The sequence below is a fragment of the Cohnella lubricantis genome (genome assembly GCF_014212015.1).
GTDB lineage: Bacteria > Bacillota > Bacilli > Paenibacillales > Paenibacillaceae > Cohnella > Cohnella lubricantis.
This window is the reverse complement of sequence record NZ_JACJVN010000065.1, coordinates 34,626-54,491: the sequence shown is the minus strand read 5'-3', so window position 1 is coordinate 54,491 and position 19,866 is coordinate 34,626. Positions and strand designations below refer to the sequence as shown.

Below are 19,866 nucleotides of genomic sequence, written 5' to 3'. Positions count from 1 at the left end.
CCCTCACCTCCTCATAGAGAATTCCAATGCTTGATCGGCCACACAATCAGATCTGCCCGTGCCTTAATCGTCTTCTCCGGCACGAGGCCGAAGCTCCGGCTGTCCTTGCTCGCTCCCCAATGCCGGTTATCGCCCATGACGAAGTAATAGCCCGCCGTCACGGTCACGGGCCCCATGTCCCCGTCTTCGATAACCGAATCCGTATACGGCTCGGCCTCCGGCATGCCGTTCACGTACAGCCTGCCGCCGCGCGCCTCGATCCGATCGCCCGGAGCGCCGACCACCCTTTTGACAAGCAGCTTCTTCTGATCCGAATCCGGGTCCGGATCCTTCAGAATGACGATGTCGCCCCGTCTAGGATGCCCGAACGCCAGGCTGATCTTATCCGCCAGAAGCCAGTCGCGTTCGTACAGCGTCGGCTCCATGGAGATGCTCTTCACCCGTGACAGTTGGCAGACGAACGACTGAAGCAGCGATACGATCGCCGCCGCAATGACTAGAGCTCTAATGAAGCGAAGAGCCTCTGCCAGCCATCGCGGCTGCCGCGGCTGGGGTGCTTGGACGATGTCCGACGCGGCGCCGAGCGCAGCCTGTGTTCTCATGCCTGTCTTCTATCTCCGTCGGCTGCGAACCGGGCTTTCCATTCGTTATAATAGCGGCGAACCTCATCGTCGTCGAAAGGCTGCGAATGGGCCGCGATCCGATCCTGGAGCCTGCCTAGCCCCTCGATTACCTGGTCCTGAACGGATGGGGCATAATGATATTCTTCCTTGTGCCGGTCATATTCGTCGCGGTCCAGCTCGAAGGACGACCCGTCCGGCAGCAACACCATGTCCAGGTCGTAGTCGATATAAGTCAGCACGTCCGCATACCGATATGGGGGGGACGCGACATTGCAATAATAGCGAATGCCCTTGTCCTCGAGCAGCGCAACGACGTTGAACCATTCTCCGGGAATGAAAAACGACACCGCAGGCACGCGGCTGATCCACTCCTTGCCGTCCGCTTCCCGGATCGTCGTATGGTCGTTGACGCATATCCACATGTCTTCCTTCGCATGCTGCGGATGGAGCAGGCGGCCCGGCACCTGCCAGTTCTCCAGCCAGACGCGGTGCAGCGATCCGTCGTTCTTGAAGCTCTTAATAATGCAGCGTTCGTATGAGGCGTTGGGCGATTGGCTATCCATAGGTCGCCTCCTTCCCGACTAGGCTAAAGTTAATATAAGAAAAGCATATCTTAGGGTCAAAAGCAACCGAATACGGCTTCTCTTGATTCGTAAGATATGCTTTCCTCCAGGGCGGCAGGCGATGCTGCTAGCCGCAGCCCTTATCCTGATTCGCTTATATCGCCATAATCGCGAGCGGCTTCGACAGCGTAACGAAATCGATCGGATGATCCGCCAAAGATTGATAGAACGGGCGCAGCACCTCGTTATGCTTGTCCCCCGCAATCTGAATCTTGAACACGTTCCGCTGGCGGAACCGTTGGCTCATCATTGCAAGCATCGTGCGGGCGACCCCTTCGCCGCGATGGTCCGGATGAACCGCGATGCGGTAGACGTAGCCTTGGTTGCGGTCGATCGTGCCGATCATGGCGCCTATGATGCTATCTTCCCTCTCCGCGATAAGAACCAATTCACTATCCCAAGACAATTGCTTCGCGAGCGCTGCCATTGTCTCTTCACAACATTCCTCCGACAAAGACACTTGCAACAGCTCGGCAACGGACCGGTAATCCGATAATTGGAACGTACGAATTCTCATGTTCTATTCTCCTCGGAATGAGTTTAGATAGATACGAACATTATGATAGGAAGTTACGAGACGACGCAAAGTTAATTTTACGACAACTTATCGAAAATTTCTCCCCTTTTGTTAAGAAAACATAAAAATTTTTTAGCATTTTAGCTCGATTTTGTTTGAAAGCGCTTCATTATGAAGCGCTTTCTATGGATATTCATTAAATTCCTTCATGATACCGTCGATTTCGACCGTTTTCGCCGTTTTTTGCCTTTGCATGAATCAAGAAGGGATGGGAATCCTATATATCGTCGTATGGTTATTGGTATTACATAGGCAAGGATCGACTTTACAAACACCGATGTTGCTTTAATGCCCGATATCAGGGATAATACGGGTAGGCTACATATTTCCAAATTTGAAGGAGGATTTTGAATCATGGCACATGTTCTGCCCCCGCTTCCTTATCCAAACAATGCGCTCGAACCGCATATCGATGCAATGACGATGGAGATCCATCACGACCGTCACCACAACACGTACGTGACGAACCTGAACAAAGCGCTGGAATCCGCTCCGGAGCTGGCCGACAAGAGCGTTGAAGCTCTGATCGCAGACCTGAACGCGGTTCCGGAGAGCATCCGTACCGCTGTCCGCAACAACGGCGGCGGCCATGCGAACCACTCCCTCTTCTGGGAAGTCATCGGCCCTAACGCCGGCGGTGCACCGAAGGGCGCTCTTGCCGCTGCCATCGACAGCGAGCTGGGCGGCTTCGACAAGTTCAAAGAGACGTTCGCAGCTGCGGCTGCGACGCGCTTCGGCTCCGGCTGGGCTTGGCTCGCGCTGGGTCAAGACGGCAAGCTGAAAGTATACAGCCTCCCGAACCAAGACAGCCCGATCATGGAAGGCGACACGCCGCTGCTCGGCCTGGACGTATGGGAGCACGCATACTACCTGAAGTACCAGAACAAGCGTCCGGACTACATCGGCGCGTTCTGGAACGTCGTCAACTGGGACAAAGTCGGCGCCCTGTACGACGGTGCCAAGAAGTAATCATTAGCTAGAAACGGAACACCGCCGTCTCCACTGGGGACGGCGGTGTTCTTTTGCGTTTGCGGCTGGGGGCGGGAGTTAGTTCGCAAACGAATTAACTCGGCGCGTTGGGCGCTCCGGCGGCGGGAGTTAGTTCGCGAACGAATTAACTCGGCACATGGGGCGCTCGAGAGACGGGAGTTAGTTCGTAAACGAATTAACTCGGCTCGTTGGGCGCTCCGGCGGCGGGAGTTAGTTCGCGAACGAATTAACTCGGCACATGGGGCGCTCGAGAGGCGGGAGTTAGTTCGCAAACGAATTAACTCGGCGCGTTGGGCGCTCCGGCGGCGGGAGTTAGTTCGCGAACGAATTAACTCGGCTCGTTGGGCGCTCCGGCGGCGGGAGTTAGTTCGCGAACGAATTAACTCGGCACATGGGGCGTTCGAGAGGCGGGAGTTAGTTCGCAAACGAATTAACTCGGCGCGTTGGGCGCTCCGGCGGCGGGAGTTAGTTCGCGAACGAATTAACTCGGCACATGGGGCGTTCGAGAGGCAGGAGTTAGTTCGCAAACGAATTAACTCGGCGCGTTGGGCGCTCCGGCGGCGCGGCGCTCAGCCGCGGCCGGCGAAGTGGTCCGCTAAGATCTTGCGGAACACGTTCGGCCAGGCCAGCCGCTCGAACTCGGCGCCGTCGATCCAACGATAGCCGTCCGGCAGCGCATCTTCGCCCGCCGGAGTGCTCGCGCGTGCAGCGCTGACTCCGCTAGCCGCTGCATCGCCGTGAGCCGGTACCGGCTCAGCGGCATCACGAGCAGGCGCAGCCGCCATGCCCGCCTCCTCCGCCGCAGCCCGCGGCCGCACAGCCGCGCTGCCGGCCGCTGCCGCCAGCTCCGCTGCGGCGGCATACGTCGCCGCCGCTTCGCGCAGCGCGGCTGCGCCTGCGGGACCCAGAGCTGCCGACACGTCCGGCGCCAGCTCTGGGTCAAACATGGCGCCGTCGGCGCCCCATACTCGCACATACCAGTGGAGGTGCGAGAATACATGCTCCGCGTCGCAGGCATGCCGAGCCGGGCTGACGCTCACGCCTTCGAGCGCGAGCGTCTCCGCCAGCCAGCGCGGCCCCTGCTCCGCCGAGCCCCAAATGCTCTCGCTCGGCGCCTCCACATGCGGCAGCTCCCATAGCCGCGCGAGCAGTCCTCGCGACGGCCGCTGCCGCACGAGCACGCGCCCGTCGGCGCGCTCTGCCAGCACCGCGAGCCGGTGCTGCGGCTTCGGCGGCTTCGCCTTCGTCTTGACGGGAAGCTCCTCTTCCCGTCCGGCAAGCCGGCCCGCGCAATGCTCCGTGACCGGGCAGATCAGACATTGCGGCGAGCGCGGCGTGCACACCATGGCGCCGAGCTCCATCAGCGCCTGGTTGAAGTCGCCGGCCGCTCCTTCGGGAATCAGCTCGCGGGCCAGGCTCTCCATCTTCGGACGCGTCGCCGGACGGGCGATGTCGTCGTCGATGCAGAAATACCGCGACAGCACACGCATAACGTTGCCGTCCACAGCCGGCTCCGGACGGCCGAACGCGATGCTCAGAATCGCGCCCGACGTATAGGGGCCAACGCCCTTCAGCCCGCGGACAGCTTCAATGTCGTCGGGAATCTTCCCGCCGTAACGCTCCGCGACCTCTTGCGCCGCCGCCTGGAGATTGCGGGCGCGCGAATAATAGCCAAGCCCTTCCCAATGCTTCAACACGTCCGCCTCCGGCGCTTCCGCCAGATCCCGAACCGTCGGGAAACGCTCCACGAACCGGTTGAAGTAAGGGATGACGGTATCGACGCGAGTCTGCTGGAGCATAATCTCCGACACCCAGATATAATAAGGATCCTGGCTGCGCCTCCATGGAAGATCCCGATTGCCTCTTCGATACCACGCCAGCAGCTCTCGGCTGAACGTTGTCTTCATCTCATGCTCTTGCATCCGTTGTCCGTGCCCCTTTCCTTGCCTTTCCCTATAGCCAGATATGTAATCGCACGCGCCAGTCAATCCGCCTTGCCCGCAGCAGCCAGCAATGCCTCTGCATCGCTGCCCGAGACCTTCCCCTTGCGCTCGGCGGCCAGCTTGCGGTAACGGCTCGGCGTCAATCCCGTTTGCGTCTTGAACATGCGGGAGAAATAGTAGATTTTCATCCCGATCCGGTTCGCCACATCCGACACGCTGTGCTTCGGGTCCAGCAGCAACTGCCGCGCCACCTCCATTCGCCTGTTGTTGACGTATTGGATCGGCGAACAGCCGAGCATGCTCTTGAAGAACACGATGAAGTAATTCGGATGCAGGTAGACGAGCCTTGCCAGTTCCTCGATCGTCACGTTGTCCATGAGGTGATCGTCGATATATTGAAGGACCGTCTCGATCTTCGCCATCTCCTGCGACGGAGCCGCCTCCACTCCCCGCTTCTCCCGCTCCGGGAGACGTTCGATATAGAGGCTGAGCAATTCCAGCACGGCCCCCTTAACCCGCAGCCTGGCAGCGATGCCTTCTTGAGGCAGACAACGAATCATGGTGTCGATCAGCCGGCCCGCTTCTTCGGAACAAAGATTCACGACGAGGGGCAAACCCAGCTTCTTGTAGACATCCCGCTCTCTATATTTCGCGCGAATATGGCACCATTTGAAGACTAGCGTTCCTCCGTTCTGCGGCTCTATCGCATGCTCCGTGCCCGGCAGAATCATCGCGCAATCTCCCGGCTTGAGCGCCTCTTCGCCGTCTGCTGTGAGCAGCCTTCCTTCGCCGGCCGTCACGAACAGAAGCTTCGTACAGTCCCCCGCGTCCGATCTGCCTCTCGCGTCCTCCTCCATACCCTGAAGGGACGTCTCGGCCGCAGCCGCCACATCGAACTGCATATGTTCTAGATGATTCATCATTATGTTAAAATAACTGGTAGTCATGTGAGCTCCTCATGGTGTTCGATCTATCGAATGATTCGCGCTCATGAAGGAATGAGCAGTCCTAATTATAAACTAGAGAAGGAGCAGATAGCTCTTGCAAAAAACACCATTTCCGTCGTCCCTCGTCCGCCTCAAGATAGTACCCGCCGCGATATCCGCCGCTTTGTTGATTATACTGTCTGCCTGCGGCAGCGGCTCCGGACAAGCTACCTCCCCGCAGCCTGCCTCCAAGCCTCTGGAAGGACCGGAGGAGACAATCAAGCTGTACCGCAGCAACTGCATCGCCTGCCACGGAACGGAGCTTCAAGGCCAGATGGGAGCCGATTCCGACTTGCGGCATGTCGGATCGAAGCTCTCCAAGGAACAGATCGTACTGCAGATCGAGAATGGCGGCAGCCTAATGAAGCCGTTCAAGGATAAGCTGCAGCCGGAGCAGATCGAAGCGCTGGCGGATTGGCTGGCCGAACATAAGTAATTCGGGCCGATGGCTTCGTCCCATTGGCCTGCCCCCGCAATCCCTGCCCATAATGAAAGCTCGGCCGCACTTGCGCCGAGCTTCTTTAATGCCGTTCCACGATCGCAGTCGCCGCTGCCAAGCTCCGTTCATGCGTAATGGCGACGTGAATGCTATGTACGGACTCTTCCATCCCCAAGCGGGCCCAAGCATCCGCCGACAACCGGCCGATCGGCCGGCCGGCGGCGTCCGGCAGCACTTCGATGTCACGGAAGCCGACGGCCTGTCCGATACCGCAGCCAAGCGCCTTGACGACGGCTTCCTTCGCCGCGAACCTGCCGGCCGCGAATTCCGCCGCCCGGCGTCCCGCCAGCGCTTCATACCGCGCCAGCTCGCCGCTTGTCAGCACCCGGGCGGCGAAGCGGCCGCCCGCAGGTCCCGCCAGCAGCTTCTCCATCCGCCCGAGCTCCACCACATCCAATCCGATCCCGACGATCATGTTCGTCCGTCAGATGCCCGGAATCGGCTGGCGCTTGTGTTCCGTACGAAGATAATGCTTCTCCAGAATCTCCCGCGCCTTCGGGTCGATCTCCTTGCCCTCGAGGTAATCGCTGTTCGCCTCGTAGGATACGCCGAGCTCCGTCTCGTCCGTCTGGCCTTCCCACAGCCCCGCCGTAGGCGCCTTGTCGATGACTTCCGCCGGAACGCCGAGGCGTCTCGCCAATTCGCGCACCTGCCGCTTGTTCAGCGTGCTTAGCGGTGTAAGATCGACGGCTCCGTCGCCCCACTTCGTGTAGAAGCCGGTCAGCGCTTCCGATGCATGGTCCGTGCCGACGACGAGCAGGTTCAGGTCGAATGCCAGCGCGTACTGAACGACCATCCGCGTGCGCGCCTTCACGTTGCCCTTGCCGCCCCGGCTCATGTGCCGCGGCGTGCCGAGCGCCTTGAACGCATATTCCGTCTCCAGGGCGATCTCATCGACCGCTTCGGCGATATTCGTCTCCACCTTGTGCGTCAGGTTGAACGCTTCCGCCACCGCGTAGCTGTGCTGGATGTCCGCTTGCTCCCCGTAAGGCTGGAAGACGCCAAGCGTTATGTATTCCTTGCCGGTCTCTTGCGACAGCTCGTCCGTCGCCCGCTTGCACAGCCCAGTCGCCACCGCGCTGTCGACGCCGCCGCTGATCGCGATGAGCAATCCGGACACGCCGGCCTTCCGGATATATTCCTTCAGGAACGCGACGCGGCGCGCGATCTCCTCATCCACGTTAATGGACGGCTTCACGCCAAGCTTCGCGATAATCTCTTGTTGAAGAGTCATGGAACTCCACTCCTTCACGGGAACATGTAATGGTGATGCCCGCAATCCGCCATTCTACGAAAAAAACGCCCGCGGTCCCGACCTCGGAACCCGCGGGCCATTGGCTTCTTAACGGCAGAATCGGTCGAAAGCAGCCGTCAAATCCGCAGCGATCTCTCCCGCGCTGCGGTTCTCGATCTGGTGACGTTCGATGAAGTGCACCAGCTCGCCGTCCTTCATCAAGGCAATCGAGGGCGAAGACGGAGGGTATGGCGCGAAGTACTCGCGAGCCTTGGCCGTCGCTTCCTTGTCTTGTCCGGCGAATACCGTATAGAGGTGATCCGGAAGCACGTCGTGCTCAAGCGCCTTGGCGACGCCCGGACGAGCTTGGCCCGCCGCGCAGCCGCAGACGGAGTTCACGACGACGAGCGTCGTTCCTTTGGCATCGGGAATGGCTTGCTCGACTTCCTCCGGCGTTCTCAGTTCCTGGATGCCGATGCTGGTCAAATCATCGCGCATCGGTTGGATCATATCCAGCATATATCTCTCAAAAGACATCGACATTGCGCTGTTACCTCGCTTTCACGTCCATATTGGCGGTCTATCCGCTACACTTCATTATACTGCTTCGTCCGGATTACCGTCAAAAAGGAATCCCCAAAAAAAACAAAACCCCCACAAGCAACCTCGCGTCACTTAAGGGGGATAAAAAAAATACCCCGACAGATCGTCAGGGCTCGTCCAGCACTTCAGGAATGGGGAAGTATCCTCTCTCGTACTCATCCTCGTCGCCGTACGCATCGTAGCAGCTTCGTTCCGGCTTAGCCGACTGAATCGCGGGATGCATGAACACGCCCGAAGCTGGAGCTATCCCTGTCTCAAACAAATCGCGGTTCTCCCTGGTGCGGAAGCCGACATCCTTGAAGGGATGAACCCACTGATCCCCCGACATCGTGTGCGGATCTGTCTCTTCTGTCCATTGCTCGAGCGGTGAATTCGGTGAAGCGTAATCATGGTCGCCGATCACGACGCCGTAATCGTTAACGAATGGGGCCTCCGGCCCCCTTCCCTCCCGGTATTCCTGCCGGAACTCGATCTCATAAGGATCAAGGCTCGGATCGTCGTGTCCGGGAGCCGGGGGCAAGCTCCTCTGCCGGTCGGATCTCTTGTCGCTCATCATTAGCGAGTCAGCTCCAATCGATCAGGTGGACGGTCGATTCGGGCCGTCCAGCTTCTTGTCATATCCAGGCGTTTCGGGCGAACGATTGCTGTCTTTGGGCTTCGGATCCTTATTCCCGAGCCGGGACGGGCCTTGAGGGTTAGGCATGGGAGCTTCCTCCTTGTTTGAATAAGTCCCATATAGAATAACCCTGCCCGGCCGCTATTATACCAATTACCAGCACTGGCAGTCCGGCTTGCAGAACGTAACGATGAAGGTCGTGCCCTCCCCGATCTTGGAAACGACGTGAATCTTGCCGTTATGCCGTTCCATGATGCTTAAGCATAGCGCGAGGCCGAGTCCGGTGCCGTTCGTCTTCGTCGTGTAGAACGGCTCGAACAGCCGCTCTAGCTTCTCGGGCGGAATGCCCACGCCGTTATCTGTCACCCGGAGCTCGATTCGGTCCGGCAGATTATGCGTCTCAATGCGCAGAACGCCCTTATCGTCCATAGCCTCCATGCCGTTGCGAGCGAGGTTCAGAACCAGCTGCTTGATCTCCTTGACGTTCAGCTCGAGAGGATCCAGCTGTTCGCAGAGACTTAGCTCGATCTGTTGGCCCCGCATGTTCGCATCCGCCTGAAGCAGAGGCAACAGATCCTCCAGCAGACTGTGCAGATCGCTGACGTTCTTCTCTACGATCCGATTCTGCGCCAGAGACAGGAAGTCGTTGATGATGCCGTTAGCGCGATCCAATTCCTGCAGAATAATGTGAAAATATGAGTTCTGCTCGCTTGTGCTACGCTCATTAAGCAGCTGCACGAATCCGCGGATGACCGCCATCGGATTGCGGATCTCGTGCGTGATGCTGGCCGCCATCTGGCCGACTAGGCTGAGCCTCTCCATCTTGTTCACTTCGTCCTTCAGTTGCTGGATCTCCGTCATGTCGTGGGCGATCAGCAGAGCGCCTTCCGGCGGCAGGTTCGGAGCGTCACCCCAAGAGCTGACCGTCGTGTAGTATAGGCGGTTGCGGATCGTACACAGATCGGCTAACCGGTTCTCCCCGTTCATCACTTTGGCTGTCGCCTCTAGAACGAAGTCGCATTGCCAGCCCACTAGCGATACGCGATAGGGCTTGTGCAGAATATCTTCTCGGGTCAGCGGAGACAGAAGCTTCAACGCCAGCTCGTTCAAATGCGAGATATTGCCTTCCTTGTCAATTAAGACGACGGCGAGCGGAGAGGAATCGATGAAGTGCTGCAGCCGCTGCACCTCGTAATCATACCTATCTGAGATCCGTCTGTAGTCAATCTGCAGCTTCACTTTGTTATAAGCGTCGTCAATGAAGTATACCGATACCAGCGTCAAGACGAGGAACATGCCTCCGAATATCAGTCCAACTGCCAGAATTTCGACGGACTCCCAAGCGCTCTCTCGGTTCGTCCAGAAGTAATTGGCAACCTCAACCGCCAGGAAGAGCAAGCAGATGATTGCCGATTGAAGCATGATTCGCATCTTGCCTCTGCGGTCTGCGGTTTGGAAGTGGATAATCTTATAGAACAGGTAAGGAATGAAGAGGAAGAAGAACAGCGCCAGCATGATCAGCGGGATACCCTGATCTACTTGCGTGAGCCGAACGGCCATGTAGAGTACCGTGAGAATAGAGGCGGTAGGAATGCCGCCATAGAACACCCCAACCAGAAATGGTACAAGCCGCATATCAAAAAAAAGATTGTTCCCATGCGAATGTTCTGCGACAAGCATGGCCAAAATCATGGACAAACCGCAGGCTATGCCTGTAACGGCGGGACTATGGCGGACTCTGCCCGGATGCGCCAGCCAGACCTGCATCGCCCAAATAGGTATAAAAGCGATTAGAAATTGAAACAGCGTATATTGCCACACACCGATGACCCTCCGTTTCCACGGATGCCTTTATGTATGAAGCCTCTTTATTTATACCGTACATCTGTAATGCTGTTATTATTTAACACAATTAACCTTATTTACTTTGATTAAAACATAACTTCCGATGTTTTACAATCCGGCGGGCCTATGAAGCTCGCTTTCTTTTGAAGCGCAAAACCACTACAATTGGATAACAAAATCGTTCACGGAAAGCGCGGTAGACAACTTATGTGGGATGTAATCGTCGTTGGCGGAGGTCCAGCCGGCCTGATGGCCGCTATCTCCGCCGCAGAAGCAGGCGCACGGACGCTGCTGCTCGATAAGGGGGACAAGCTTGGGCGCAAGCTCGGGATATCCGGCGGCGGGCGGTGCAATGTCACCAACAACAAGGATACGCAGGAGCTTATTGGGTATCTGCCGGGCAACGGCCGGTTTCTTCACAGCGCATTATCGCAGTTCGGCAGCCGGGAGATCGCGGACTTTTTCGAAGAGCTGGGCATTCGGTTGAAGGAAGAGGATCACGGGCGGATGTTCCCGGTGTCGGACAAAGCGAAGACGGTCGTGGAGGCGCTGGTGAATCAGGTTCGGCGGCTTAGCGTCACAATCCGGGTGAATCAACCTGTGGCGCAGGTTCTGTATGCGGACGGTCAAGCGGCTGGCGTGCGGCTCGCTTCTGGGGAAGAGATTGCGGCGCGTTGCGTCATCGCGGCGGTTGGCGGCAAGTCCGTCCCGCACACGGGTTCGACGGGCGACGGCTACGCTTGGGCGGAGGCGGCGGGACATTCGGTGACGGAGCTCTATCCGACGGAGGTGCCAATCACATCCGACGAGCCTTGGATTCAAGACCGCGAGCTGCAAGGTCTGTCGCTCAGGGAAGTGGTGCTGACGGTGCTGGACGGCAATGGTCGAAAAGTTGCCGCGCACGAAGGCGACATGATCTTCACGCATTTTGGGCTGTCGGGGCCAGCTGCGCTTCGTTGCAGCCAATTCGTCGTTAAGACGCTGCGCGCTGGCAAGGGGCCGGTGACGGTCGCCATCGACCTGTTCCCGGACGAGAAGGAGGAGCGCATCGCCGAAGAGTGGGGGGTCGCTTCGCGCTCCGATCCGCGCAAGGCGGTTAAGACGCTCGTCCGCCAGCGGCTGACGGAGCGGATGGTGCCGCTCGCGCTGCGCCTCGCCGAGCTGGACGGCGACGCCGGCGTCGCCAACGTGCCGAAGGCGAAGTGGCAGCGGCTCGCGCACCTGGTGAAGGCGTTCCCGGTGTCCGCAACCGGTACGCTCTCGATCGAGGAAGCGTTCATCACCGGCGGCGGCGTGAACGTGAAGGAGATCGACCCGCGCACGATGGAGTCGAAGCTGACGCCGGGGCTGTTCTTCTGCGGCGAGATTCTCGACGTGCACGGCTATACCGGCGGCTACAATATCACCGCCGCCTTCTCCTCCGGCCGCGCCGCCGGCCAGGCAGCCGCCGAGCGCGCTGCCGAAGCGCAGGCTTGAGGCGGGCTCCTTTGAGCCGAATTAGTTCGCAAACAAACTAACTCCCCCTTTGCTTTCTATAAAATCGAGTTAATCCGGCGATATCCGCGAACATACAGAGAGAAACTCGAAATGATCGAGTTTCTCCGGCGCATTCGATGGTCAGTTCGCGAGAAGTTCTACATAATCGAATTTCTCCCGCGCGTACAGCGGTCTTGCTTCAGCTTGCGCCCCACCCCTACCTTGCTTCGAACGTATTGTAGTCGCCGGGGTCCGGGTTCACTTCGCGGCTCGAGACCAATCCTTCGCCGACTCCTTCCTCAGTCCAATCCTCGTTCACCAGATGCGCGGGAATCGGAACGCAGTCCAAGCTGTAGGAGGCACTCGTCAGCGCAGCTTCTTCTGCGGGCGCTTGTTCCAGCAGCTCCCCGCCGTGGCTCTGGCAGACCTCCAACGCCGAAGTGATATCTTCCTCGATCACGTGAATATGCAGACGCCCGGCGTCATGGAGCTCAGGGTCGTATCCCAAATCCAGCAGCGTATCGAATGCAAGCCGGGCGGCCGAGTCGTTCGGGAATTGGAACATTATCGAAGCATGGCTCATAAGTTAGCTGATCCCGTCCTTATCTGGAGAAGTCTGAGCATAACTTGCCCTCAGGCGGGCAATGGCATGCATGACGACTGGCACTAGCCAGCGTGATCTTCGCCGTTAGACGGGGCGATCGAGAAGAATCGAAGAGTCCGAGATTAATCAAGAGCCTCCCTCGGCCGAAGCCGAAGGAGGCTCTTGTGTCTTGCCTTAACTCAACAATAATTACTTCCGGAACGCAGCCAGCGCTTCGTTCAAGCCCTTCGTCTGCGCATACACTTGCTTGTACACGCCGAACAGCTCGGCGTAGCGCGCGGATCGCGCCGGATCCGGGCGATACGAGCGCGAGCGCTTCACGAACGTGTCCGCGCACGCGTCCAAGCTCGGGAACCAGCCGCAGCCGGTCGCCGCCAGCATTGCCGCGCCGAGACCCGGTCCTTGCTCGTTCTCCAGCGCCACGACCTCCGCGCCGAAGATGTCCGCCTGCATCTGCAGCCACACCGGATTCTTCGCGCCGCCGCCGATCGAGACGATCGTATCGACCGTCTTGCCGGCCTGCCGGAAGATATCCACCGACTCATGCAGCGAGAAGGTGATGCCTTCCATGACCGCCCGGGCGAAGTGAGCGCGCGTATGCGAGCCGTCCATGCCGATGAAGCTGCCGCGAATGTTCGCGTCGGCGTGCGGCGTCCGTTCCCCAACCAGATAAGGGGTGAACAGCAGTCCTTCGGAGCCCGGCGCGATGTCGCCCACGCCCGCGAGGAACGAGTCGAACGATTCGCCCTTCGCGAACGTGTTGCGGAACCAGCTCAAGCTGTAGCCCGCCGCCAGCGTCACGCCCATCGCGTAGAACGCATTCTCCTTGCCATGGTTGAAAAAGTGCACTTTCCCCGCGTAGTCCGCCGAAGCGTCCGCTTCGTAGGTTAATACCACGCCCGACGTGCCGATGCTGCACAGCGTCAGCCCCGGCTTCAGGATGCCCGCGCCGATCGCGCCGCAGGCATTGTCCGCGCCGCCCGCGAAGACGCGCGTCGCCGGCGCAAGGCCCGTCGCTTCCGCCGAAGCGGCGTTCAGCGTGCCGACGAAGCCGCCGGCTTCAACCAGCGGCGGGCAGAATGCCGCCGCGAGGCCGAACGCGCTGAGCACCTCAGGGCTCCAGCGCTTATTCGCGACGTCCAGCATAAGCGTGCCGGCCGCGTCGGACAAGTCCATATGAATCTCGCCGGTCAGCCGATAGCGGACGTAATCCTTCGGCAGCACGAAGCGGCTGGCCTTGGCGAACGACTGCGGTTCGTGCTGGCGTACCCATAGGATTTTCGGAAGGGTGAAGCCTTCAAGCGCCGGGTTGCGGGTGATGGACAGCAGCTTGTCTCCCAGCGTCCGCTCGATCTCGCGGCACTGCTCCGTCGTGCGCGTGTCGTTCCACAGAATGGCGCGGCGAACAGGCGCGTTGTTCTGATCCAGCAGCACGAGACCGTGCATCTGGCCGGAGAAGCTGAGGCCTTCGATATCCTCCGGCGACACGCCGGACTGGGCTGCCAGCTCCTTGAGCGATTCGAGCGTCGCCGCAACCCAATCCTCCGGCTCCTGCTCGCTCCACCCCGACTTCTCGTGATACAGCGGATATTCCCGCGTCGCTTCCGCCTTAACCGTACCGTCTTGCGCCACAAGCAGCGTCTTCACCGCGCTCGTGCCAAGGTCAACGCCGATGACATATTTCATCCGATAGTCCTCCCTCGCACAACCCGCCCCTCGGTCCGAACCGGGGGGCGGGCATGCGGATTATGGTATAAGCTAGCTTAATCTCTATCCGATCAAACGCTGGTGATGACTTCGTTAACGGAAGCTCGCAGCTGCTCCAGACGGTTGGAACGGTTCTTGATCGGCTGCTGCTTCGTCAGCACATATTGCTCCAGAGACTTCAGGTCGTGCTTGCCGGCGACGATCTCGGCGCCGACGCCTTCGCGGTAGCTGCTGTAGCGCTCTTCGATGACGCCGTCCAGCACTTTCTCTTCGATCAGCTTAGCGGCGGCTTTCAGGCCGTGCGCGAAGGAATCGATGCCCGCGATGTGAGCGTAGAAGAGATCCTCGTCCTCGAAGGACGTGCGGCGCACTTTCGCGTCGAAGTTAACGCCGCCCTTGCCCAGGCCGTCGTTCTTAAGAATCTCGTACATAGCCAGCGTCGTGCTGTACAGATCGGTCGGGAACTCGTCCGTATCCCAGCCGAGCAGGTAATCGCCTTGGTTGGCGTCGATGGAACCGAGCGCGCCTTCCAGGCGGGAGACGCGAAGCTCATGCTCGAACGTATGGCCGGCCAACGTCGCATGGTTCGCTTCGATGTTCATCTTGAAGTAATCTTTCAAGCCGTACTTGCGCAGGAAGTTGATGGCGGTAGCGGCGTCGAAGTCGTATTGGTGCTTCGTCGGCTCCTTCGGCTTAGGCTCGATCAGGAATTGAGCGCCGAAGCCGATCTCCTTCGCATAATCGACAGCCATGTGCAGCATGCGCGCCAGGTTGTCGAGCTCGAGGCCCATGTCGGTGTTGAGCAGCGATTCGTAGCCTTCACGGCCGCCCCAGAAGACATAGTTCTCGGCGCCGAGCTCTTTGCCGACTTCGAGCATCTTCTTGATCGTAGCGGCGGAGTAAGCGAATACTTCCGCGTTGCTGGAAGTAGAAGCGCCGTGAACATACCGCGGGTTGGTGAACAGGTTAGCCGTATTCCACAGCAATTTCTTGCCGGTCGATTGCTGGTATTCCTTCAGCTTGGCAACGACAACGTCGATGTTCTTGTTCGTCTCAGCCAGCGTCTCGCCTTCCGGAGCGATGTCGGCGTCATGGAACGCGTAGTAAGGAACGCCGAGCTTCTCAAGCAGCTCGAAGTTCGCTTCAACGCGAGCCAAGGAACGGTCCAGCGGGGAGAGCGAGTCCCAGCTGCGGACAGCGGTTCCAACACCGAACGGGTCAGTGCCGTTCGCATTGAATGTGTGCCAGTAAGCGACGGAGATGCGCAGGTGCTCTTCCATCGTCTTGCCGAAGACAACTTCTTTAGGGTTGTAATGCTTGTAAGCGAATGGATTCTTGGAGCCGCGGCCTTCATACTTGATCTGAGGTACATTCGGGAAAAAGCTCATGATTGTATGGCCTCCTAAATGGTTTAAGTGAATTGCGACGACCTTAGCATATCACTTGCAAGTTTGTTTGTCTATTGGATAAACAAAGTTGTCAGGTGAAATATTTGTGGTATGATGAACACAATCATTTATTGTTTTCATCACGATAAGGAGCCACGATGGCATGAAGACGACGACTGGCGATCAAGCATTGATCAAGCGAATGAATACGGCCATCGTGCTGGAAGCAATTCTACAGGCTGAGCCGCTCTCCAGGGCCAAGATATCCGAGATCACCGGCTTGAACAAAGCAACGGTCTCCTCTCTTGTTCAAGACCTCATTGATAATCAACTGGTGCGCGAGATCGGAACCGGGGTATCCAGCGGCGGCCGCAAGCCGGTCATGCTGGAGTTCATCGCCACGGCCGGCTACGCGGTTGGGGTCGATATCGGGGTTAACTATCTGCGCGGCGTGCTGACTGACCTGCGCGGCGCAATCATCGCAGAGAAGAAGCTCCCATTGCAAGCGCCCGATGCTGATGAAGTATTTAACGTTCTGCGCCCTTTTATACAGACTTTAATGGAGAAGGCTCCCCAAAGCCCCTTCGGAATCGTCGGCATCGGCGTCGGCGTTCCCGGCTTGGTCGACCGCGCCGGCTCTGTGCTGTTCGCTCCGAATATGGGCTGGCGCGACGTGCCGCTGAAGGAGGCGCTCAGCCGCACGTTCGGCATTCCGGTCATGGTTGATAACGAAGCTAATGTAGGCGCGCTGGGCGAGCGGATGTTCGGCATCGGCCGCGGCATCTCCAATATGGTGTACGTCAGCGTCGGCATCGGCATCGGCACCGGGCTTATTCTGCATCGCACACTCTATAAAGGAGCTTCCGGCTTCTCCGGCGAGCTCGGGCATCTGTCGGTGGAGGCGCACGGCAGACCCTGCCGATGCGGCAACCGCGGCTGCTGGGAGCTGTACGCTTCCGAGCAAGCGCTTCTCGAACAAGCGGAGGCGGCAGGCTATCCGCGCGACCTCGACGAGCTGCTGGAGGCTGCCGAGGCCGGCGACGAGCAGGTGCTGGCCATGCTGCGCGGTATCGGCGAATACCTCGGCGTCGGCATCTCGAATATCGTCAACGTGTTCAACCCGGACGCGGTCGTCATTGGCAACCGGATGAGCCGGGCGCAGCCTTGGCTGGAGGAAGCTGTCACGCAGACGGTCGAGCAGCGCGCGCTGGGCTTCCACCTGCGGGGCGTGCATCTGCTCTATGCCGAGCTCGGCGACCGTTCAGCCGTGATGGGCGCGGCCGAGCTCGCCATCGCCGCATTCTTCGAGCGGCTGAAGTCGGCTTGAGTGCCGCCGCCGCCCGGATATCGACCGAGCGTCGCCCGAACATCCCGGTGACGACACAGCCTGCAAGAATACCAAATAAAAGCCGATCGACTCTCCCATCGGGAGAAACGATCGGCTTTTATCCGTTTGCGCAGCGGGCTTGTCTAGCTTAGAATGCTGCCGCGAGTGTCGCAGCTTCGGCCAGGCCGGCTTCCACGATCTCTTGCGCGCGGTCCGGGAACTGGTTGTGGCCTTCAACGACGACCTTCTGGACGTTCGTGATGCCCCAGAACGACATCTGGCTCATCACATAGTTCATCGACATCTCGATCGAAGCCATCGGGCCTTCGGAATAGACGCCGCCGCGAGCGTTCAGCAGCGCGACTTTCTTGTCGCCGGCCAGACCGACAGGGCCTTCAGCCGTATATTTGAACGTCTTGCCTACTTGTCCAAGGTAGAACAGGTATGTCAGCAGCTGCGCCGGAATCGTGAAGTTCCAGAGCGGGAACGCGATCATGACTTTGTCCGCCGCGAGGAATTGATCCAGGTACTTGTTGGCGACGTCCGCTGCCTGCTTCTCTTCGGCCGTCAGCTCCATGCCCTTCGACAGCTTGAACAGGCCGGTCATCATCGTGTTGTCGTAGTATGGCAAGTTCTCTTGGAACAGATCCAATTCGGTGATTTGGTCGCCGCTGTGGCTCTCTTGGTACGATTTAACGAAAGCGTCGTACAGCTTCACGCTGACCGCCTGATCGGCCGGACGGCCGTTGGCCTTGATGAACAATACATTTGCCATTATGCTAATTCCTCCTGATGTTAGAGACTATGATAAATTTTGGCACAGTTAAGAGCAAGCAAAAAAATAGGCCGGCGAGCCCCCTTGCTCCGCCATGACTGTGCATCAACCTTGCACAGTATATAACGTTCAATATGACTATGTCAATTGCAGTAACTTACTTTTCCACACCATACGTCTGCCGCACCAGATCAGCCACCGTCCGCTTCTCCAGCACCGCCATCATGAGCTGCTCAGTCTCCTTCGTAATGTCCGTGAAGACGCTCTTCATCCCCATGCCGAGCATGCAGCCCTCCGCCGTATCCATCAATCCGACGCCGAGAGGGTCGATCATCTCCAGCGCGCGATACACTTCCGCCAATGTAATCGTTTCCGGCGATTTGCGCAGATAATAGCCGCCGTCGCGGCCTTCTCTAGCCTCTACGATATTCGCCCGGGCCAGGCGAGCCAGGATGCGCCGCATCAAGGTCGCTTCGGTGCTGCACTTGTCCGCGATCTCTCCGCTCGGACAGCGTGAATCGTTCTCCGCGCGATGCGCCAGGTAGACAAGCGACTGAAGCGCATAGCCGAACCATCTCGGCGTTGCGGTCCCGCACCTATCGTTCCTCACAGGAAGCCCTCCGTTCCTTCCGCCGCTATGCTAACGGCATATCGTCTCTTAAAGTATAACGCATAACGGCCGGATAGGATATTCCCAATCATCCCCTCTTGCGATCCGAAGGCAGCAGCAGCGCGAACAGCCCGATCAGCGGCAGGAAGGCGATCATTCGCATCATATCGACCATTCCGAGGCGGTCGGCAATCGCCCCCAGCACGACGGCGCCAAGCGCTCCCATGCCGAAGGCAAGCCCTGTCGTCAGGCCAGAAGCCATGCCGACCTTCGTCGGCATCAGATGCTGAGCGTAGACGACCGCGACGGAGAAGCCGGAGTTCAGGATGAGACCAAGCACGAACATGAACGGGTAAGCCCAGAATAGCGGCAGATAAGGCAGCGCAATGGCGAAGGGAATGGTTCCCGCGATCGATAAGAAAATCATTTTCTTCATGCCGATCTTATCCGCGATGACACCGCCGAAGAACGTCCCGATCACCCCGGCCAGCAGGAACAGGAAGACCGGCACCTGCGCGTGCTTGGCCGTCAAGCCGTAATGCTCGATTAAGAAAAATTGATAATAATTGCCGATTCCCGCCGAATACCAGGAACGCCCGAAGACGATGAACACCAGCAGCCCCATCGCGATGAGGACATGGCGAGTGCTCAGCGACATGCCTGCGACGACTCGCTTGGACTTGCCGGCCGCGCCTTGCGTCTTCCAATCGGCCAATTGCCGTTTGTACCACGGGGCGACCCACAGCAACGCCACGATCGCCGCCAATGCGAAGGCGGTTCCCCATAGCGCGCCGATCTGGCCGAGCGGCACGAAGATGAACACCGTCATGAGCGGGGCAAGCGAGCTGCCTCCATTGCCGCCGACTTGGTATACCGATTGGGCGAAGCCCCGCTTCCCGCCGGCCGCGAACCAAACGACGCGCGAGCCCTCGGGATGGAAGATCGCCGAGCCGAAGCCGACGAAGACAACGGCGAACAGCAGCACCCAGAAGGACGGCGCGAGCGCGATGCCGACCATGCCTAATAGGCTGAGCGCCATGCCGAACGGGAGCAAGTACGGCTTCGAGGTCCGGTCCGTATAGATGCCGACCACCGGCTGCAGAACGGAAGACGTCATATTAAGCGCGAATGTGAGCCAGCCTAATTGCACGTATGACAGGTTAAGCGACTTCTCCAATATCGTGTACAGCGCCGGTACAGTCGCCTGCATCGAATCGTTCATCATATGTACGAAGCTAATTAAGAATAGGACGGGCAGTACGGTTAACGACGCGGCGGCCGCTGGACCAGGCCCCCGTGTCTGCGTTGCTGTCGACACAATCTTTCACCTCTGTCTGCGGGACCTTGATGGAGCATCCTCTTAATGATGGTGTAAGTTTAGTAGCGTCGGCATTGGAAGTCAATACCTTTCATACGCGTTTGAACGGCATCCGATAAGGC

21 protein-coding genes are annotated in these 19,866 nt (G+C 58.7%); 4 read left to right on the top strand and 17 right to left on the bottom strand.

Going from position 1 to position 19,866, the window contains the following annotated elements; genetic code table 11:
- Nucleotides 1–11: 11 nt before the first annotated feature.
- The 3 genes from lepB to H4Q31_RS16980 all read right to left on the bottom strand — a co-directional run bounded on the left by lepB (nt 12) and on the right by H4Q31_RS16980 (nt 1,763).
- Nucleotides 12–602: a signal peptidase I gene (lepB, locus tag H4Q31_RS16990; RefSeq protein ID WP_185180254.1), complete on the bottom strand. Its 591-nt coding sequence runs from the start codon at nt 600–602 to the stop codon at nt 12–14.
- Entirely contained in the window at nt 599–1,186 is a 588-nt protein-coding gene (locus tag H4Q31_RS16985) for a DUF402 domain-containing protein (RefSeq protein ID WP_185180253.1), read from the bottom strand. Before H4Q31_RS16985 ends, lepB begins: the two co-directional genes overlap by 4 nt.
- A gap of 154 nt (nt 1,187–1,340) precedes the next feature.
- Nucleotides 1,341–1,763, bottom strand: coding sequence for a GNAT family N-acetyltransferase (locus tag H4Q31_RS16980; RefSeq protein WP_185180252.1), 423 nt, complete (start codon nt 1,761–1,763; stop codon nt 1,341–1,343).
- Between the two features lie 414 nt (nt 1,764–2,177).
- On the opposite strand from H4Q31_RS16980, the gene H4Q31_RS16975 reads away from it, so the two are divergent.
- Complete coding sequence (locus tag H4Q31_RS16975) at nt 2,178–2,792, top strand: superoxide dismutase (protein WP_209703614.1); 615 nt, start codon at nt 2,178–2,180, stop codon at nt 2,790–2,792.
- Nucleotides 2,793–3,382: 590 nt separating this feature from the next.
- Here the strand turns inward: H4Q31_RS16975 and mutY are convergent.
- Together mutY and H4Q31_RS16965 are read right to left on the bottom strand one after the other, a co-directional pair.
- Entirely contained in the window at nt 3,383–4,735 is a 1,353-nt protein-coding gene (mutY, locus tag H4Q31_RS16970; protein ID WP_185180251.1) for an A/G-specific adenine glycosylase, read from the bottom strand.
- 62 nt (nt 4,736–4,797) lie between these two features.
- Nucleotides 4,798–5,703, bottom strand: a complete 906-nt coding sequence (locus H4Q31_RS16965) for an AraC family transcriptional regulator (protein WP_185180250.1) — start codon at nt 5,701–5,703, stop codon at nt 4,798–4,800.
- 94 nt (nt 5,704–5,797) lie between these two features.
- Between H4Q31_RS16965 and H4Q31_RS16960 the strand changes: the two genes are divergently transcribed.
- The gene (locus H4Q31_RS16960; RefSeq protein ID WP_221626876.1) at nt 5,798–6,178 is read left to right on the top strand and encodes a c-type cytochrome; all 381 of its coding nucleotides are present in this window, start codon (nt 5,798–5,800) and stop codon (nt 6,176–6,178) included.
- A gap of 85 nt (nt 6,179–6,263) precedes the next feature.
- On the opposite strand, the gene acpS is transcribed toward H4Q31_RS16960, so the two are convergent.
- The 6 genes from acpS to H4Q31_RS21825 form a co-directional block, all read right to left on the bottom strand.
- Nucleotides 6,264–6,656, bottom strand: a complete 393-nt coding sequence (acpS, locus tag H4Q31_RS16955) for a holo-ACP synthase (protein WP_185180249.1) — start codon at nt 6,654–6,656, stop codon at nt 6,264–6,266.
- Nucleotides 6,657–6,665: 9 nt separating this feature from the next.
- A complete protein-coding gene (gene nadE, locus H4Q31_RS16950; protein WP_185180248.1) occupies nt 6,666–7,475 on the bottom strand; it encodes an NAD(+) synthase in 810 nt (269 codons plus the stop codon).
- Between the two features lie 108 nt (nt 7,476–7,583).
- On the bottom strand, nt 7,584–8,018 hold the full coding sequence (locus tag H4Q31_RS16945; RefSeq protein ID WP_185180247.1) for a BrxA/BrxB family bacilliredoxin: 435 nt from the start codon (nt 8,016–8,018) through the stop codon (nt 7,584–7,586).
- Between the two features lie 166 nt (nt 8,019–8,184).
- Entirely contained in the window at nt 8,185–8,631 is a 447-nt protein-coding gene (locus H4Q31_RS16940; protein WP_245347366.1) for a DUF3905 domain-containing protein, read from the bottom strand.
- A gap of 24 nt (nt 8,632–8,655) precedes the next feature.
- On the bottom strand, nt 8,656–8,781 hold the full coding sequence (locus H4Q31_RS21690) for a hypothetical protein (RefSeq protein ID WP_260440175.1): 126 nt from the start codon (nt 8,779–8,781) through the stop codon (nt 8,656–8,658).
- Between the two features lie 66 nt (nt 8,782–8,847).
- Nucleotides 8,848–10,515: an ATP-binding protein gene (locus H4Q31_RS21825; RefSeq protein ID WP_185180245.1), complete on the bottom strand. Its 1,668-nt coding sequence runs from the start codon at nt 10,513–10,515 to the stop codon at nt 8,848–8,850.
- Nucleotides 10,516–10,746: 231 nt separating this feature from the next.
- Here H4Q31_RS21825 and H4Q31_RS16930 point away from each other — a divergent pair, with 231 nt between their 5' ends.
- On the top strand, nt 10,747–12,015 hold the full coding sequence (locus H4Q31_RS16930) for a BaiN/RdsA family NAD(P)/FAD-dependent oxidoreductase (protein ID WP_185180244.1): 1,269 nt from the start codon (nt 10,747–10,749) through the stop codon (nt 12,013–12,015).
- A 217-nt stretch (nt 12,016–12,232) separates the two neighbouring features.
- Here the strand turns inward: H4Q31_RS16930 and H4Q31_RS16925 are convergent, their stop codons facing one another.
- The 3 genes from H4Q31_RS16925 to xylA all read right to left on the bottom strand — a co-directional run bounded on the left by H4Q31_RS16925 (nt 12,233) and on the right by xylA (nt 15,714).
- Nucleotides 12,233–12,598: a hypothetical protein gene (locus H4Q31_RS16925; protein ID WP_185180243.1), complete on the bottom strand. Its 366-nt coding sequence runs from the start codon at nt 12,596–12,598 to the stop codon at nt 12,233–12,235.
- A gap of 210 nt (nt 12,599–12,808) precedes the next feature.
- Nucleotides 12,809–14,305, bottom strand: a complete 1,497-nt coding sequence (xylB, locus tag H4Q31_RS16920; RefSeq protein ID WP_185180242.1) for a xylulokinase — start codon at nt 14,303–14,305, stop codon at nt 12,809–12,811.
- Between the two features lie 92 nt (nt 14,306–14,397).
- The gene (xylA, locus tag H4Q31_RS16915; protein ID WP_185180241.1) at nt 14,398–15,714 is read right to left on the bottom strand and encodes a xylose isomerase; all 1,317 of its coding nucleotides are present in this window, start codon (nt 15,712–15,714) and stop codon (nt 14,398–14,400) included.
- A 163-nt stretch (nt 15,715–15,877) separates the two neighbouring features.
- On the opposite strand from xylA, the gene H4Q31_RS16910 reads away from it, so the two are divergent.
- Nucleotides 15,878–17,041, top strand: coding sequence for an ROK family transcriptional regulator (locus tag H4Q31_RS16910; RefSeq protein ID WP_185180240.1), 1,164 nt, complete (start codon nt 15,878–15,880; stop codon nt 17,039–17,041).
- Between the two features lie 148 nt (nt 17,042–17,189).
- On the opposite strand, the gene H4Q31_RS16905 is transcribed toward H4Q31_RS16910, so the two are convergent.
- The 3 genes from H4Q31_RS16905 to H4Q31_RS16895 form a co-directional block, all read right to left on the bottom strand.
- Entirely contained in the window at nt 17,190–17,816 is a 627-nt protein-coding gene (locus H4Q31_RS16905; protein WP_185180239.1) for an FMN-dependent NADH-azoreductase, read from the bottom strand.
- 157 nt (nt 17,817–17,973) lie between these two features.
- On the bottom strand, nt 17,974–18,426 hold the full coding sequence (locus H4Q31_RS16900) for an RrF2 family transcriptional regulator (protein WP_185180238.1): 453 nt from the start codon (nt 18,424–18,426) through the stop codon (nt 17,974–17,976).
- An 88-nt stretch (nt 18,427–18,514) separates the two neighbouring features.
- On the bottom strand, nt 18,515–19,744 hold the full coding sequence (locus tag H4Q31_RS16895) for an MFS transporter (protein WP_185180237.1): 1,230 nt from the start codon (nt 19,742–19,744) through the stop codon (nt 18,515–18,517).
- Nucleotides 19,745–19,866 lie beyond the last annotated feature (122 nt).